Below are 14,613 nucleotides of genomic sequence, written 5' to 3'. Positions count from 1 at the left end.
GAGACAGCCCCACGACCCGGCGACGCCGTGCGCCCGCGCCCCCGGCCCCGCCGGAAGTTCACCCGTGAGCAGGTGCGACGCCGCCAGATCGTCGCCGGTGGATGCCTCGCGCTCGTGATCCTGCTGGTCGTGATCTCGTGCAGCGCGATTCTGGGCCGCCACGGCGGCGGGGGAGGGGCCGCGCTCGGCGGCGGGGCCGACGACTCCGCGATGAGCGTCCCCGCCACCCCGGCCGACGCCCCGGCGCTCTCCCAGCTGCCGAAGGACGCGAGCCTCGGCGGCGAGGAGGCCCTCGGCATCGACGTCTCCGCCCACCAGGGCGAGATCGACTGGACGAACGTCCGAGGCGACGGCATCTCCTTCGCGTACATCAAGGCCACCGAGGGCACCGGCTTCACCGACCCGCAGCTGAACGCGAACTGGCGCGGCGCGCGCGGGGCCGGCGTGACCCCCGGCGCCTACCACTACTTCACCCTGTGCTCGTCCGGCGCGGACCAGGCGAAGGCGTTCCTCGCGGCCGTGCCGCCGAGCGACGACGCCCTGCCGCCCGCCCTGGACCTCGAGTTCGACGGTGCCTGCGAGAAGCGCCCCGAGGCGAAGCAGGCGAAGGAGGAGGTCGCCGCGTTCATCGACGCCGTGGAGAAGGCCTGGGGTCGCCGCGTGGTGCTCTACTCCTCGCGCGAATGGCGCGACCACTACGGACTCGACGCCACCGAGGACCGGCCCGACTGGCTGTACAACGACGGCTCCCGGCCTGTCCAGGGCGACTGGGCGCTGTGGCAGACCCGCTTCGACGGCTCGGTCGCGGGGGTGAAGGGCGATGTGGACATCGACGTGCTGCGCACCGAGGTGCTCCGCGCGTCGTCCTCGATGAACGACGACGGCTGATCCGCAGGCCAGCGGATCCGCAGGTCGGCAGGTCGTCCCTGATCCGCGGTTGACCTGCTCGAAGAGCAATGCTCGCGTTCTGTACATACTAGTTGTTACACTCCTGGCATGGGAGCGCGAGAGAAGCTGACCGATGCCATGTCCGAGCTGCTGTGGGAGCGCGGCTACGCCGCCACCAGCCCGCGCGACGTGATGTCCAGGGCCGGCGTCGGCCAGGGGAGCATGTACCACCACTTCACCGGCAAGCACGATCTCGCCGTCGCCTCCCTCTCCGCCGTCTCCGGCACCATGGCCGACGAGGCCTCGGTGCTCGAGGACGTCGAGGCGGGCACACCGCTCGAGCGTATGAAGGCCTACCTCCGCCTTCCCCGACCCGGCACGCGCGGCTGCCGCATCGGTCGGATGACCCAGGACCCGCAGTCGGTCACCGATCCCGACCTCGCGCGCATCGTCCAGGGCGCCTTCGCGACCATGCTCGGGCGCTGGGAGGACGCGATCGCCGCCGCCGTCGCCGCCGGCGAGCTGCCCGGGACCGTCGTCCCCGCGGACCTCGCCCGCACGCTCTCGGCCATCATCCAGGGCGGCTACGTGCTCGCCCGCGCCGAGGGCGATCAGGCCCCCATGGACGCCGCGATCCGCGGCGCCGTGTCACTCCTGGACGCGACCAGCGCGTCCGTGGACCCCTCCGCCCGGGGAACCCGGGCGCCCCGGGAACGGGGAGATCAGGAAGAAGGCCGGTCATGACCGTGCGCATCGGGATCAACGGATTCGGCCGCATCGGCCGCACCTACCTGCGGGCGGCGCTCGCCTCCGCGGCGGACGTGGAGGTCGTCGCCGTCAACGACATCGCCGACGCGGCGACGCTCGCGACCCTCCTGGAGTGGGACTCGCTGAACGGCCGTCTCGACGGCGTCGCGGCCGAGGACGGAGCGATCGTGCTGGACGGACGGCGCATCCCCGTCAGCTCCGAGCGCGAGCCCGGGAGCATCCCCTGGGGCGAGCACGGCGTGGACGTCGTCATCGAGTCCACGGGCCGCTTCACCGATGCGGCCTCCGCCCGCGAGCACCTCGTGGCCGGTGCGCGGAAGGTGATCATCTCCGCCCCCGCCGACGGCGACGTGCCCGCGCTCGTGCTCGGCGTCAACGACGCGGACGTGGACTTCACGGGCGACGTGTTCTCGAACGGGTCCTGCACGACCAACTGCCTCGCGCCCCTGGTGAAGGTCCTCGACGACGCCTTCGGCGTCGAGTCCGGGCTCATGACCACCGTCCACGCGTACACGAGCGACCAGCGCCTGCAGGACGCGCCGCACTCCGACCTGCGGCGGGCGCGCGCCGCCGCCCTCTCCACGATCCCCACCTCCTCCGGCGCGGGCAGGACCATCGGCCGGATCATCCCGCGGCTCGACGGGCGCCTCACGGCGGCCTCGCTGCGCGTGCCCGTGCCCGTCGGCTCCATCATCGACCTCACCGCGAAGCTCGAGCGGCCCGCGAGCGCCGACGAGGTGAACGAGGCGTTCCGCGCCGCCGCCGAGAGCCCCGGGCTCTCCCGGTACCTCGCCTACTCGGAGGCGCCGATCGTCTCGGCGGACATCGTCGGCGACCCCCGCTCCGCCGTCTTCGACGCTCCGCTCACGCAGGCCGTGGGCGACCAGGTCAAGGTCCTCGCCTGGTACGACAACGAGTGGGGGTTCTCGAACCGGCTCGTCGAGCTCTCCGAGAGGATCGGGGGAGAGCGGGGCTGACCCGCCTGCGCGCGCCCTGACCTGGTGTGACCCATCCCGCATCCGTGCTCGGCGGCATGGTGGCGGCCCTCGCCCACCCTCTAGGGTGAGGGTCGCCGAAGCCTCGGAGAAGCCGACCCTCACCTGCCGTCGGCGGTCACCGCAGACGGCGCCGTCGACCCTCCCGCATGCGGACGCCCCACCGGATGCGCGGCCCGGCTCCATCCCCAGTCACCAGGAACGGAGACCGCACCGCCATGACCCGCCGATCCCTCCCTCGCAGCCCCCTCGCGCCCCGGCCCCTGTCCGCCGACGGGGCCCGTCGGCCCGAGCCCGCCCGTCGTCCCAGCCGCCGCTCGCTCCTCGCCGGAGCCGCCGCGGCTCCCATCGGCCTCGCGCTCGCCGCCTGCGGCGGAGCCTCCTCCGCGGACGAGACCTCCTCCGATGCCGGCGGCGACTCCGAGGACGGCGCCTTCCCCGTCACCATCGAGCACGCGCTCGGCACCGCCGAGATCCCCGAGAAGCCCCAGCGCATCGTCACCCTGGGCCAGGGATCCACCGAGACCTGCATCGCGCTGGGCACCATCCCCGTGGGCGTCGAGGACTACGCCTGGGGCGCCGACGACTCCGGCCAGCTGCCGTGGGTGCACGAGGCCATCGACGAGAGGAAGGGCGAGCTGCCGGAGCTCATCACGGGCTCCACCGAGCTCGACACCGAGGCGATCCTCGCGCTCACCCCCGATCTGATCCTCGCCCCCTGGTCCGGGATCACCAAGGAGCAGTACGACGTCCTCAAGGACATCGCCCCCACCGTCGCCTACGAGAAGGAGGCGTGGGTGATCACCTGGGAGCAGCAGATCACCACGATCTCCACGGCCCTCGGCCTGCCCTCGAAGGCCGACGAGCTCATCGCGGGCATCAAGGACGAGTTCGCCTCCCGCCGGCAGAAGGAATGGGAGGACGTCACGTTCTCCTTCATCTACAACTCCGGCAAGGGCACGCTGGGCGTGTTCTACCCCGACGAGCAGCGCGTCGCCATGGTCAGCGCGCTGGGCCTCACCGTGGATCCCATCAAGGACGAGATCTCGAAGTACGAGGTCGAGGGCACGGACTCCGCCATGATCGGCCTCGAGAACGCCGACATGCTCGACGACTCCGACCTCATCTTCACGTTCTACTCCGACGAGAAGAACCGCAAGGAGGTCGAGGCGCAGCCGCTGTACGCGGACATCCCCGCGATCAAGGCGGGCGCGATCGTCGCCCCCACCGACCAGGCCTTCGTCACGGGCTCCTCGATGATCAACCCGCTCACCGTCCCCTGGGCGCTCGAGCGCTACGTCCCCCTGATCGAGAAGGCCGTCGCGAAGGTCTGAACGTGAGCACCGCGGTCTCGTCCGATCCGAGCACCCGCCCCGCCGCCGGCGCGGGGCGGGTGCTCCTCGGCGGCAGGCGCCGGATCCCGCCGCTCGCCGCCATCGGGCTCGCCGTGCTGCTCGTGCTCGCGGTGTGCCTGGCCAGCGTGTGCCTCGGCACCCGGGCCGACGACCCCGGTCAGCTGCGCGCCGCCCTGCTGGGGCGCGGCGAGGAGCGGATGGAGCTCATCGTGCACGGCCGCACCGTGCGCACCCTCGTCGGACTCGCCGTGGGCGCGGCGCTCGCGCTCTCCGGCCAGCTCATCCAGGCCCTCACCCGCAACCCCCTCGGCGAGCCGGGGCTGCTGGGCGTCACCTCCGGCGCCTCCTTCGCGATCGTGCTGATCACCGCCGTCCTCGGGACGGTCAGCACGCAGGTCGCGGCGCTCGCCGCGATCCCCGGGGCCCTGCTCGCCGTGCTCGTCGTCCACCTCGTCTCGCGCCCCGCGGGCACCTCCTCCGTGGTCCCGCTCGTGCTCGCCGGCGCCGTGGTGAGCGCTGTGCTGGGCGCCATCGTGCAGGGAATCATCCTGCGCATGCCCGCCGTCTTCGACTCCTACCGCTACTGGGTCGTCGGCTCGCTCGCCGGCGCCGACCTCGGCACCCTCGCGACGGTCGCCCCGGTGATGCTCACGGGGCTGGTCGTCGCGATCCTCGTCGCCCCGGCCCTGAACACCCTCGCCCTCGGCGACGACGTCGCGATCTCGCTCGGCTCCCCGGTGCGCCTCGTGCGCGGAGCCGGGATCATCGCCGCCGGACTGCTGGCCGCCGGGGCGACCGCCGCCGCGGGCCCCATCGCCTTCGTCGGCCTCGCCGTCCCGCACCTCGTGCGCGGTCTCGTCGGGGCAGACCATCGCTGGCAGCTTCCGCTCAACCTGCTGCTCGGAGCCGCGCTGCTGGTCGTCTCCGACGTCCTCGCGCGCGTCCTCATCCGACCCGAAGAGCTCATGGTCGGCGTCGTCACCGCCTTCGTGGGCGCCCCGTTCCTGCTGCTGGCCGTGCGCCGCGGGGCGGTGACGGACCGATGAGCACCGTCTCCGCGCCGCCCGCCGAACGCGCCGCCCGCCGCTCGGGCACCCGTCCGTCCAGGGCTCCGCTCCCGCCGGCGCTGCGCACCGCGCTGCTCGCTCTCGTCCTGGCCGCGATCGCCGTCGCGGCCGGCGCCGTCACCCTCGCCCGCGGCGACCTCGGGGTGGGCCCGTCGGACGTCCTGAAGGTGCTCGAGGGCGGCGGCGACCGCCGCGCCGAGATCATCCTGACCCGCATGCGCGGGCCGCGCGTGCTCGTCGGCGCGGGCGCCGGAGCCGCGCTCGGCCTGGCCGGCACCCTCTTCCAGACCGTCACCCGCAACCCGCTGGGGAGCCCCGACGTGATCGGGTTGGGCGCGGGCGCGGGCGCCGGCATCGCCCTGGTCTCCCTCGTCTCCGACGGGCCCGCCCCCACCTGGATGGGCGCTCTCGCCGGCTCCGCGATCGCGATCGGCCTCGTGCACGCGGCGACCGGACGCGGCTTCGCCTCGCCCTCGCGGCTGATCATCGCCGGGATCGGCGTGGCCGCGATGGCGCTCGCCCTCACCCAGTACGTGGTGGCCGTGGTCCTGCGCGATGCCGGCTCCCAGCTCGCCGGGCAGCTCGTGGGCTCCCTGAACTCCCGCAGCATGCAGCACGCGGCGATGATCGGCATCGTCCTGCTGGTGTGCGCGCCGCTCGCCGGCCTGCTGCGCCACGACCTCACCGTCATGGACATGGGCGACGAGATGGCCGACGCCCTCGGCGCCGGCGCCGTGCGCACCCGCACGAGCGCGATCATCCTGTCGGTGCTGCTGTGCGCGGGGGCTGTCGCGGTCGCCGGGCCCATCGCCTTCGTCGCGCTCGCCGCGCCGCACATCGCCCGCAGCACCCTGCGCCTGCCCGGCCCCCACCTGCTGGTCTCCGCACTCGTGGGTGCCGTGATCCTGCTGGTGTCCGACCTCGCCGTGCAGGCCGTGCCCCTGCTCGACGGGCTTCCCGTGGGTGTGATCACCGCCGGGTTCGGCGGCGTCTACCTGGGCATCCTGCTGATCGGCACCTGGAGGAGGAACAGCGCATGAGCATCGGATCCGAGTCCGTCGGGGCCGAGGGGCGCGCCGCGTCGACGGCGCCCGGCCCGACCCCCGCCCCGGCGCCCGGCCCGACGGACGCCCCGGCTGTCTCCCTCAAGGGCGTGAGCGTCGGCTACGGGGAGAAGGTGGTCCTCTCCGACCTTGACCTCGAGGTGCCCGCGGGCCGCTTCACCGCGGTGATCGGCCCGAACGGCTGCGGCAAGTCCACGATGCTGAAAGCCATGGCGCGGACGCTGCCCGTGCGCTCCGGACGGATCCTCCTGGACGGGGAGCCACTGGACGCCCAGCGCTCCCGGGCGGTCGCGAGGCGCCTGGCGATGCTCCCACAGGAGCCCGTCGTGCCCGACGGCATCACCGTGCGCGGCCTCGTGGACCGCGGGCGCCACCCCTACCGCTCCGCGCTGCGCCGACGACTCCCGGGCGATGCCGAGGCCGTGGACGCCGCGATGGCCGCCACCGGCGTGGCCGAGCTCGCGGACGTGCAGGTCACGGACCTCTCCGGCGGGCAGCGCCAGCGCGTGTGGATCGCGCTCGTGCTCGCCCAGCAGACGGCCCATGTGCTGCTCGACGAGCCCACGAGCTTCCTCGACGTGGCGCATCAGATCGAGGTCCTCCACCTGTGCCAGGACATGCGCGCGAGCGGCCGCACCGTCCTCGCCGTCCTCCACGACCTGAACCAGGCCGCCCGCTACGCCGACGAGCTCGTCGTCCTCCACGAGGGCCGGCTCGTGGTCCAGGGGGCCCCGGCCGACGTGCTCGACGAGCAGCTGCTCGCCGACGTCTTCGGCCTCGACGCCCAGGTGGCGGCGGACCCGCAGAGCGGCACGCCGATGGTGGTGCCGCGCCGCAGGGCAGACCGCGCGCGCAGTTCCTGACGTCCGGGACCGCGACTCCTCGTCCCCCCGGGGCCCGTTGCCGGGGGCGATGAGACTTGACCCACAGACCGATCAAGTGATCTAGTCACTTCATGACCCCTCGTCTCTCGCTCTCGGAGCAGCTCGCCCAGGAGATCGTCGATCGCATCCGCAGCGAGCGGCTCGGCCCCGGCGACGTCATGCCGGCGACGCGTCGGCTCGCCGAGAGCCTCGAGGTCACCGTCCCCACCCTGCGCGAGGCGCTCCGCCGTCTCGAGGCGTCGAAGGTCGTCGAGCTGCGCCACGGCTCGGGCGTCTACGTGGGCACCGGCATCGAGCGCGCGCTCATCGTGAACCCCCATCGCCCCCCGATCACGCGGGAGTCCGTGCGCGAGCTCGCTGCTGCGCGCCTGGCGATCGAGCCGGGGATCGCGGCCGAGGCCGCCCGTGCCCGCTCGCCGCAGACCCTCGACGCCCTGGAGCGCGCGGCGCAGAACGCGCTGCACGATCCGGATCCCGCCGGACGCCCCGAGCAGCACTTCCACGTGGCGCTCGCGGGGTGCACGGGCAACGCCCTGCTCGTGCAGACCATCGACGCCCTGCTCGAGCGCCGTTCCCAGGAGCAGGTCGAGATCCGCTTCAGCTACGACGACCGCGCACGGGACCACGCCGAGCACCTCGAGATCCTGCGGGCGGTCCGCGAGGGCGACGCGCACGCCGCCGCGAGCCTCACCAGCGACCACCTGGAGCACATCCGCGACGCGATCGACGCCACCGCCCACCTGGAGGAGCAGTCATGAACCAGCCCCGGAGCGCCGCACCGACCCGGGCCCGCCGGCTCGCCGAGATGACCTCGCAGGAGGCGCGGCGGAGCGCCGAGGCCGGGGACATCGTCCTCGTCCCCGCCGGCGCGCTCGAGCAGCACGGACCCGCGATGCCGCTGGGCACCGACACGATCCGCGCCGAAGCCGTCTGCGAGGACCTGGCGCGCCGACGCCCCGGCGACGTCGTGATCGGCCCCGTCATCCCCGTGGGCGTCTCCCCGCACCACCTCGCTATGGCGGGGACCCTCACCCTGACCACGAGCACCTTCACGGCCCTGGTGCGCGAGATCGCCCTCGGCCTGCGCCGGCAGGGGTGGCGGAAGATCCTCGTGATCACCGGCCACGGGGGGAACAACGCGGCGCTCACCACGGTCGCCCAGGATCTGCTCGCCGTGGATCGCGACCTCGAGTTCGCCTGGTCGCCCCTGACGTCCCTCGCGGGTGACGTGGTCCGCGAGGCCGGCGTGAGCGAGATCCACGGGCACTGCGGCGAGGCGGAGACCTCCCAGATGCTGCACGTCGCCCCCGATCTCGTGCGCGAAGACCTCCTCGAGGCCGGCGTCACCACGATGGCCGACCTCGACCCCACGAGCGCGCTCGCGCGCTCGTTCTCCCAGCCCACCCTCACCCGCCCCTACGACCAGCTCAGCCCCAACGGCGTGCTCGGCGATCCGCGGCGCGCGACCGCAGAGCTCGGCGAGCGGATCCTCGCACGGATCATCGAGCGCCTGGACGCGTTCGTGGAGCACTGGTCCCGCCTCTGAGCAGTCGGCGCGCGAGGATGCGCGCCGTGCAGCACCACCCATCACGAGCTGACCCCCCGACGAAGCGAGGTCGATCCCATGAGCTCACCGTCCGCCCCTCCCGCACCCACGAGCACCACCGATGCCGACACCCGGCTCCCGCGCACGCTGCGGGTGCTCGGCGTCGTCGAGCGCGTCGGCAACGCGCTGCCGCACCCGTTCTGGCTGTTCTGGATCCTCGCCGGGATCCTCGGGATCGCGAGCGCCGTCATGTCGGCCCTCGGCGTCTCCGTGATCAGCCCGGCCGACGACAAGAAGGTGGTCGTCGAGAACCTGCTCAGCGGCGACGGCCTCGCGATGGCGATGTCCACCGCGATCGACAACTTCACGTCCTTCGGCCCGATGGGCACGATCGTCGTGGTGATCATGGGCGTCGCGGTCGCCGAGCACACGGGCTTCCTCTCCGGGCTCATGCGCGTGAGCGTCTCGCGCGTGCCGTCGTGGCTTGTCGTCTTCGCGGTCGCCTTCGCCGGCACCATGTCCCACGTCGCGAGCGCCGCCGCCTACGCGATCCTCGTGCCCCTGGGAGGCGTCGCCTTCCGCGCCGTCGGCCGTTCCCCGATCCTCGGGATCGTGGTCGCGTACACCTCGATCGCCTCGGGCTACGACGCGAGCCCGATCCCCACCCCGAACGACACGATCTTCGCGGGCATCACGACCGCTGCGGCGCGGATCATCGACCCCGACGCGTACGTCTCCCCGCTCAGCAACTGGTTCTTCAACATCGCCTCGTCGCTGCTGCTGGCCGTCGTGATCACCCTGGTGACCAACACGCTGCTGGCCAAGCGCCCCGACCTCGAGGCCGATGAGGACGCCGAGGTCGACGAGGCGTCCCTCGAGATCTCCGCCCGCGAGCGCCGCGCGATGCTGTGGGCGATCATCGCCCTCGTGGTCGTCGCGGTCCTCGTGGCGATCGCGGTGGTGCCCGCGTCGTCCCCGCTCCGCGGCGAGGACGGCACCCTGGACGACTCCCCGTTCCTCAACGGCGTCGCGGTCCTCGTCGGCTTCGCCTTCGCCCTCGCGGGCATCGTCTTCGGCGTCCTCGCGGGGACCGTCACCTCGGCGGCCGACGTCCCCGCGCTGATGGCGCGCGGCGTCAAGCAGATCGCGCCCGTGCTCGTGCTGTTCTTCTCCATCGCGCAGTTCCTGGCCTACTTCGACTGGACCCACATCGGCGACGTCATCGCCGTCGAGTCCGCGCAGGTCCTCAAGACCACGGGCGTGCCGCTGCCGCTCGTGTTCCTCATGGTCCTGGCCCTGCTGTCGGTGGTGAACGTCCTGGTCACCTCGGGTTCGGCCATGTGGTCGATCGCAGCTCCGGTGCTCGTGCCGATGCTGATGCTCGTGGACGTCCCGGCCGAGACCACGCAGGCGCTGTTCCGCATCGCCGACTCCGGCTCCACGGCGATCACGCCGATGAGCCCCTACTTCGTCCTCGCCCTCGGGTTCCTCCAGCAGTACCGGAAGAAGGCGGGCATCGGCACGCTCGCGGCCTTCACGCTGCCCCTCGCCGTGTGCATGACGCTCGCGTGGACCGTCCTGTTCTTCGCCTGGTGGCTGCTGGGGATCCCGCTCGGTCCGGGCGCCCCCGTGCGCTGACGACCGCGCGATCCGGACCCGAGTCCGTCCCCGCCCGTGCTCAGGCCGAGAGCAGCAGGTGGGGGCGACCGGCCGCCCGGTGACGGCCGGCGGCGCGCCGGCGGTCGGAGCGGTGCTGCGCGCGGGCGGCGAGCTCGTGGCGCAGGGCGGCCGCGGCCAGGCGCTGACGCCGCCGATCCTCCGCGCTGCGCTCGGCGCGGATCCGGCGCAGCTCGTCGAGGGCGCCGGGCTCCCCGAGGGCGGCGTCGAGCGGACGGTAGGTGATCAGGTGCGTGCTCATGCCCCGACCCTCCCGCGCCCGGCCCGCGTCCTCCCCGTGATCGGGCTGTGCCGTCCCTGTGGACGACACGCGGTGCCGTGCGGCGGGCCGGCCGGTGCGACTGGTGGGACCGGGGCGATCGGGGCGACCGGTGCGGGAGGTCCCGCTGGTCGCGGGGCGGGGAGCGTGGCCGTCGGGGGAGGGGTCGGAGTGGTGGCGGAGGCGGCGGAGCAGGTCGTCGAAGAACATGCCTCAAGGCTCGCGCCGTGCGGACGCGCGCCGCATCGCTCCGCGGTCGCCTGCGGCTCGGACTGCGGGCGGATCCCGGGGAGGAGCGCGCCATACCGGAGCGTGAGCGCCGGGGCCCGGAGTCCCGGGGCCCCGGGGCCCCGTCGAACCGGTCCCGCGGGACGCCCCCAGGCGGTCAGGGCTGCAGGCGCACCCGCTCCCAAGCCCCATCGGTCGGACCGTCGGTCGCTCCGGACCCGTCGGCCCGCCGGTAGACGATGCGATCGTGCATACGGCCGCCGCGGCCCTGCCAGAACTCGATGCGGTCGGGGACGAGGCGGTACCCGCCCCAGTGCGGAGGGCGGGGGACCTGCTCCTCGTCGGAGAAGCGGGCCTCGACCTCGGCGTACTGCGCGTCGAGCTCCTCCCGCGTGTCGATCTCCCGGGACTGGTGGGATGCCCAGGCGCCCAGCTGGGAGGCGCGCGGTCGACGCGCCCAGTAGGCGTCGGACTCGGCGTCGGCCACGTCCTCGATGCGCCCGTCGACCCGCACCTGCCGCTGCAGCGGGTACCAGGGGAATAGCATGGTCGCCCACGGGTCGGCGGCGATCTGCTCGCCCTTCGCGGAGTCCTTGTTCGTATAGACCACGAATCCCGCGGCGTCGTGCGCCTTCAGCAGCACGGTGCGCGAGCGCGGGCGGGGGTCCCCGTCCTCGGTGCGGTCGACGGTGGAGAGCACGAGCGCCGTGGGATCCGGCAGGTCGCCGCGCTCCTCGCGGCGCGTGAACGCCTCCTGCATCCAGACGTCGAACAGCCCCATCGGGTCCGCGGGGGCGGCGTCGGCCAGGGAGCCGCCGAGGTAGTCGTTGCGGTCGTCCGCGAGATCCGGGACGGGGTGCGAGTCGCTCATGCCCCATGAGTACGCCTGCGGGTCGCCGCGCGCAACACGGTCCGCCGCGCGCGGCGACGCCCGTGCTGCATCATGACGGCGCCGCTGTCCCACGTCACGATTCGGCCACGGGATCGACCCTTCGTCCACAGGACGCGACCCTCGCGCGCACCGGGTGCTAGGTTTCCGTCCACCATGCGCCGTGGGGCACAGGTCACATTCGCGCCCAGCGCCCGCCCCGCCCCCGTCACCCCCCATCGGAGGATCCCCATGTTCGACGCAGCTCTCACTCCTCGCCGCCGCACCGTGCTGCTCGGTCTCGCCGGCGTCCCGGTGCTGCTGACCGCCTGCGCCCAGACCAGCGACGACGGAGGCGACGGCGGTGGCGGGGACTCGTCGGACTCGCTCACCGTCGGCACCACCGACAAGGTGACCGCGCTCGACCCGGCCGCGGCGTACGACAACGGCTCCTCGACGGTGTGGACCCAGGTCTACGGCTACCTGCTGAACACGAAGATCGGCTCGAAGGACGGCAAGCCCGAGCCGGACCTCGCCGAGTCCGCCGAGTTCACCTCGGACACCGTGTTCACCGTGAAGCTCCAGGAGGGCCTCACCTTCGCCAACGGCAACGAGCTGACCAGCGAGGACGTGAAGCACACCTTCGACCGCCAGCTCGCGATCGCGGACCCCAACGGACCCTCGAGCCTGCTCGCGAACCTCGATGCGGTCGAGGCCAAGGACGACCTCACCGTCGAGTTCCACCTCAAGGAGCCCAACGACCAGACCTTCCCCTACGTGCTCACCAGCCCCGCCGGCCCGATCGTCGACAAGGACGTCTTCCCGGCCGACAAGGTCCTCGCGGACGACGAGATCGTCAAGGGCAAGGCCTTCAGCGGCGCCTACCAGATCGCCAGCTGGAAGCTCAACGAGCTGGTCGCCTTCCAGGCCTTCGACGACTACAAGGGGATCTACGGGAAGCCGAAGACCTCGGACGTGTCGCTGAAGTACTACGCCGACCAGAACAACATGAAGCTCGACATCCAGCAGGGCAACGTCGACTGCGTGTTCCGCTCGCTCTCGGCGACGGACATCGAGGACCTCAAGAAGGATTCGAAGGTCGCGGTGCACGACGGCCCCGGCGGCGAGATCCGCTACATCGTCTTCAACTTCGACACCATGCCCTACGGTGCGAAGACGAAGGACGCCGACGCGAAGAAGGCCCAGGCCGTGCGGCAGGCCGCCGCGGACCTCATCGACCGCCAGGCCATCGCGACCTCGGTCTACAAGGACACGTACACCCCGCTGTACTCGTACATCCCCGAGGGTCTTCCGGGCGCGGGCGACCAGTTCAAGACCATGTACGGCGACGGCTCGGGCAAGCCCGACGCGGCCAAGGCGAAGAAGCGCCTGTCCGACGCCGGCGTCGAGACCCCCGTGAAGCTCAGCCTGCAGTACAACCCCGACCACTACGGCAGCTCCTCGGGCGATGAGTACGCGGCCGTGAAGTCCCAGCTCGAGGCCGACGGCCTGTTCGCCGTGGACCTGCAGTCCACCGAGTGGGTCCAGTACTCCAAGGACCGTGTGGCCGACGTCTACCCGGCGTACCAGCTGGGCTGGTTCCCCGACTACTCGGACGCCGACAACTACCTCTCGCCGTTCTTCATCAAGGACAACTTCCTGGCCAACCATTACGACAACTCCGAGGTGCAGAAGCTCATCGAGCAGCAGCGCGGCACCCAGGACGCCGCCGAGCGCGAGAAGCTCTTCGTCGAGATCCAGGACAAGGTGGCCACGGACATCTCGACGCTTCCGCTGCTGCAGGGCGCCCAGATCGCCGTGTCCACGAAGGACCTGCAGGGCGTCACCCTCGACTCGTCCTTCAAGCTCCGCCTCGCGCCGCTCGCCCCGTGACCGCGGACCTCACGCGCAGCGCCACCGACGGACCGGCCGCCGCGGGGGGAGCCGGCCCGTCGGCCCCCTCCGCGACCGCCGGCCGCGGCCGGCGCGGCGGCGGGGGACTGGGCCGCTACATCCTCACGCGCTTCCTGCTGATCATCCCCACCGTGCTGATCCTGATGACGGTCGTCTTCTTCCTCATGCGGATCACCGGCGACCCGATCACCGCGGCGCTCGGCGGGCGCCTGACCCCTGACCAGCTCGCCCAGCGCCGCGCCGAGGCCGGCTACGACCGGCCGCTGATCATCCAGTACCTCGACTACCTGTGGGGCGTGGTCCGCGGCGACTTCGGCACCACCTACACCGACCGCACACCCGTGGCGAAGATCCTCACGGAGTACGGCGGGGCGACCGCGGAGCTCGTCATCTACGCGGTGGTCGTGGCGCTCGTGATCGGGGTGCCGCTCGGCATGCTCGCGGCCCGCGCCCGCGACCGCTGGGGCGACCTCGCCCTGCGCGTCCTCGCGATCCTCGGGTACGCGACCCCGGTGTTCTTCGTGGGCCTGCTGCTCAAGCTCGTGTTCTCCGTGGGGCTGGGCTGGCTCCCGGTCGCCGGGCGCATCTCCAGCCGGGGCGAGCTGACGATGGGGAAGATCCTGAACCCCACCCCGTTCTACCTGCTGGACGCGATCCGCCTGGGGGACGTCTCGCTGCTCTGGGACGTCATCAGCCACGCGATCCTCCCCGCGATCGCGCTGGGCCTGCTCACCGGCGGGATCTTCCTGCGCCTGGTGCGCACGAACATGATCGGCACCCTCGAGATGCCCTACGTCGACTCGGCGCGCTCCCGCGGCGTGCGGGAGTCGCGCCTGACCACGCGCCATGCCCTGCGCCCCGCGCTGATCCCGATCATCACCGTGATGGGCATGCAGATCGCGATGATGCTGGGCGGCGCCGTGCTCACCGAGACCACCTTCGAGTGGAAGGGCCTGGGCTACATGCTCGCCGAGTACATGACCGCCCGCGACTACGTCGCCGTGCAGGGCATCGTCATGATGCTCGCGGTCATCGTCGCGATCTCGAACTTCCTGGTCGACGTGATCGCCGCCCTCATCGACCCCCGAGTGAGGTACTGA

General features: G+C 72.4%; 14 protein-coding genes. 12 read left to right on the top strand and 2 right to left on the bottom strand.

The features are described from left to right. The 10 genes from MHY49_RS08495 to MHY49_RS08450 all read left to right on the top strand — a co-directional run. Nucleotides 1–888 (top strand): GH25 family lysozyme (locus MHY49_RS08495; RefSeq protein WP_255719777.1); only part of this gene is annotated, 888 nt, incomplete at its 5' end. Between the two features lie 108 nt (nucleotides 889–996). Continuing rightward, the gene (locus tag MHY49_RS08490; protein WP_239203579.1) at nucleotides 997–1,632 is read left to right on the top strand and encodes a TetR/AcrR family transcriptional regulator; all 636 of its coding nucleotides are present in this window, start codon (nucleotides 997–999) and stop codon (nucleotides 1,630–1,632) included. After that, complete coding sequence (gene gap / locus MHY49_RS08485; protein ID WP_239203578.1) at nucleotides 1,629–2,633, top strand: type I glyceraldehyde-3-phosphate dehydrogenase; 1,005 nt, start codon at nucleotides 1,629–1,631, stop codon at nucleotides 2,631–2,633. The genes MHY49_RS08490 and gap overlap by 4 nt, the downstream gene beginning before the upstream one ends. A 236-nt stretch (nucleotides 2,634–2,869) precedes the next feature. Next, nucleotides 2,870–3,985 carry an iron-siderophore ABC transporter substrate-binding protein gene (locus tag MHY49_RS08480; protein ID WP_239203577.1) on the top strand — a complete coding sequence of 372 codons (1,116 nt, stop codon included), beginning with the start codon at nucleotides 2,870–2,872 and terminating at the stop codon, nucleotides 3,983–3,985. A gap of 2 nt (nucleotides 3,986–3,987) precedes the next feature. Continuing rightward, a complete protein-coding gene (locus tag MHY49_RS08475) occupies nucleotides 3,988–5,052 on the top strand; it encodes an iron ABC transporter permease (RefSeq protein WP_239203576.1) in 1,065 nt (354 codons plus the stop codon). Further along, nucleotides 5,049–6,113: an iron chelate uptake ABC transporter family permease subunit gene (locus MHY49_RS08470; protein ID WP_239203575.1), complete on the top strand. Its 1,065-nt coding sequence runs from the start codon at nucleotides 5,049–5,051 to the stop codon at nucleotides 6,111–6,113. The genes MHY49_RS08475 and MHY49_RS08470 overlap by 4 nt, the downstream gene beginning before the upstream one ends. Continuing rightward, nucleotides 6,110–7,000 (top strand): ABC transporter ATP-binding protein, encoded by an 891-nt coding sequence (locus MHY49_RS08465; protein ID WP_239203574.1) that lies wholly within the window; start codon nucleotides 6,110–6,112, stop codon nucleotides 6,998–7,000. The genes MHY49_RS08470 and MHY49_RS08465 overlap by 4 nt, the downstream gene beginning before the upstream one ends. Nucleotides 7,001–7,092: 92 nt before the next feature. Then, on the top strand, nucleotides 7,093–7,779 hold the full coding sequence (locus tag MHY49_RS08460) for a FadR/GntR family transcriptional regulator (RefSeq protein ID WP_239203573.1): 687 nt from the start codon (nucleotides 7,093–7,095) through the stop codon (nucleotides 7,777–7,779). Then, the gene (locus tag MHY49_RS08455) at nucleotides 7,776–8,567 is read left to right on the top strand and encodes a creatininase family protein (RefSeq protein WP_239203572.1); all 792 of its coding nucleotides are present in this window, start codon (nucleotides 7,776–7,778) and stop codon (nucleotides 8,565–8,567) included. Before MHY49_RS08460 ends, MHY49_RS08455 begins: the two co-directional genes overlap by 4 nt. Nucleotides 8,568–8,645: 78 nt before the next feature. Beyond that, nucleotides 8,646–10,205: an AbgT family transporter gene (locus tag MHY49_RS08450; RefSeq protein ID WP_239203571.1), complete on the top strand. Its 1,560-nt coding sequence runs from the start codon at nucleotides 8,646–8,648 to the stop codon at nucleotides 10,203–10,205. A gap of 40 nt (nucleotides 10,206–10,245) precedes the next feature. Here MHY49_RS08450 and MHY49_RS08445 read toward each other — a convergent pair whose 3' ends face one another. Both MHY49_RS08445 and pdxH read right to left on the bottom strand, forming a co-directional pair. Next, complete coding sequence (locus tag MHY49_RS08445; protein ID WP_228357066.1) at nucleotides 10,246–10,485, bottom strand: hypothetical protein; 240 nt, start codon at nucleotides 10,483–10,485, stop codon at nucleotides 10,246–10,248. A gap of 403 nt (nucleotides 10,486–10,888) precedes the next feature. Continuing rightward, the gene (pdxH, locus tag MHY49_RS08440; protein ID WP_239203570.1) at nucleotides 10,889–11,602 is read right to left on the bottom strand and encodes a pyridoxamine 5'-phosphate oxidase; all 714 of its coding nucleotides are present in this window, start codon (nucleotides 11,600–11,602) and stop codon (nucleotides 10,889–10,891) included. Nucleotides 11,603–11,851: 249 nt separating this feature from the next. Here pdxH and MHY49_RS08435 point away from each other — a divergent pair, with 249 nt between their 5' ends. Together MHY49_RS08435 and MHY49_RS08430 are read left to right on the top strand one after the other, a co-directional pair. Next, a complete protein-coding gene (locus tag MHY49_RS08435; RefSeq protein WP_239203569.1) occupies nucleotides 11,852–13,492 on the top strand; it encodes an ABC transporter substrate-binding protein in 1,641 nt (546 codons plus the stop codon). After that, nucleotides 13,489–14,613: an ABC transporter permease gene (locus MHY49_RS08430; RefSeq protein ID WP_370646060.1), complete on the top strand. Its 1,125-nt coding sequence runs from the start codon at nucleotides 13,489–13,491 to the stop codon at nucleotides 14,611–14,613. The genes MHY49_RS08435 and MHY49_RS08430 overlap by 4 nt, the downstream gene beginning before the upstream one ends.

Source organism: Brachybacterium sp. ACRRE (assembly GCF_022346485.1).
Classification (GTDB): Bacteria; Actinomycetota; Actinomycetes; order Actinomycetales; family Dermabacteraceae; genus Brachybacterium; species Brachybacterium halotolerans.
Note: the sequence above shows the minus strand (reverse complement) of the source record. Positions and strands in the feature narration are given on the sequence as shown.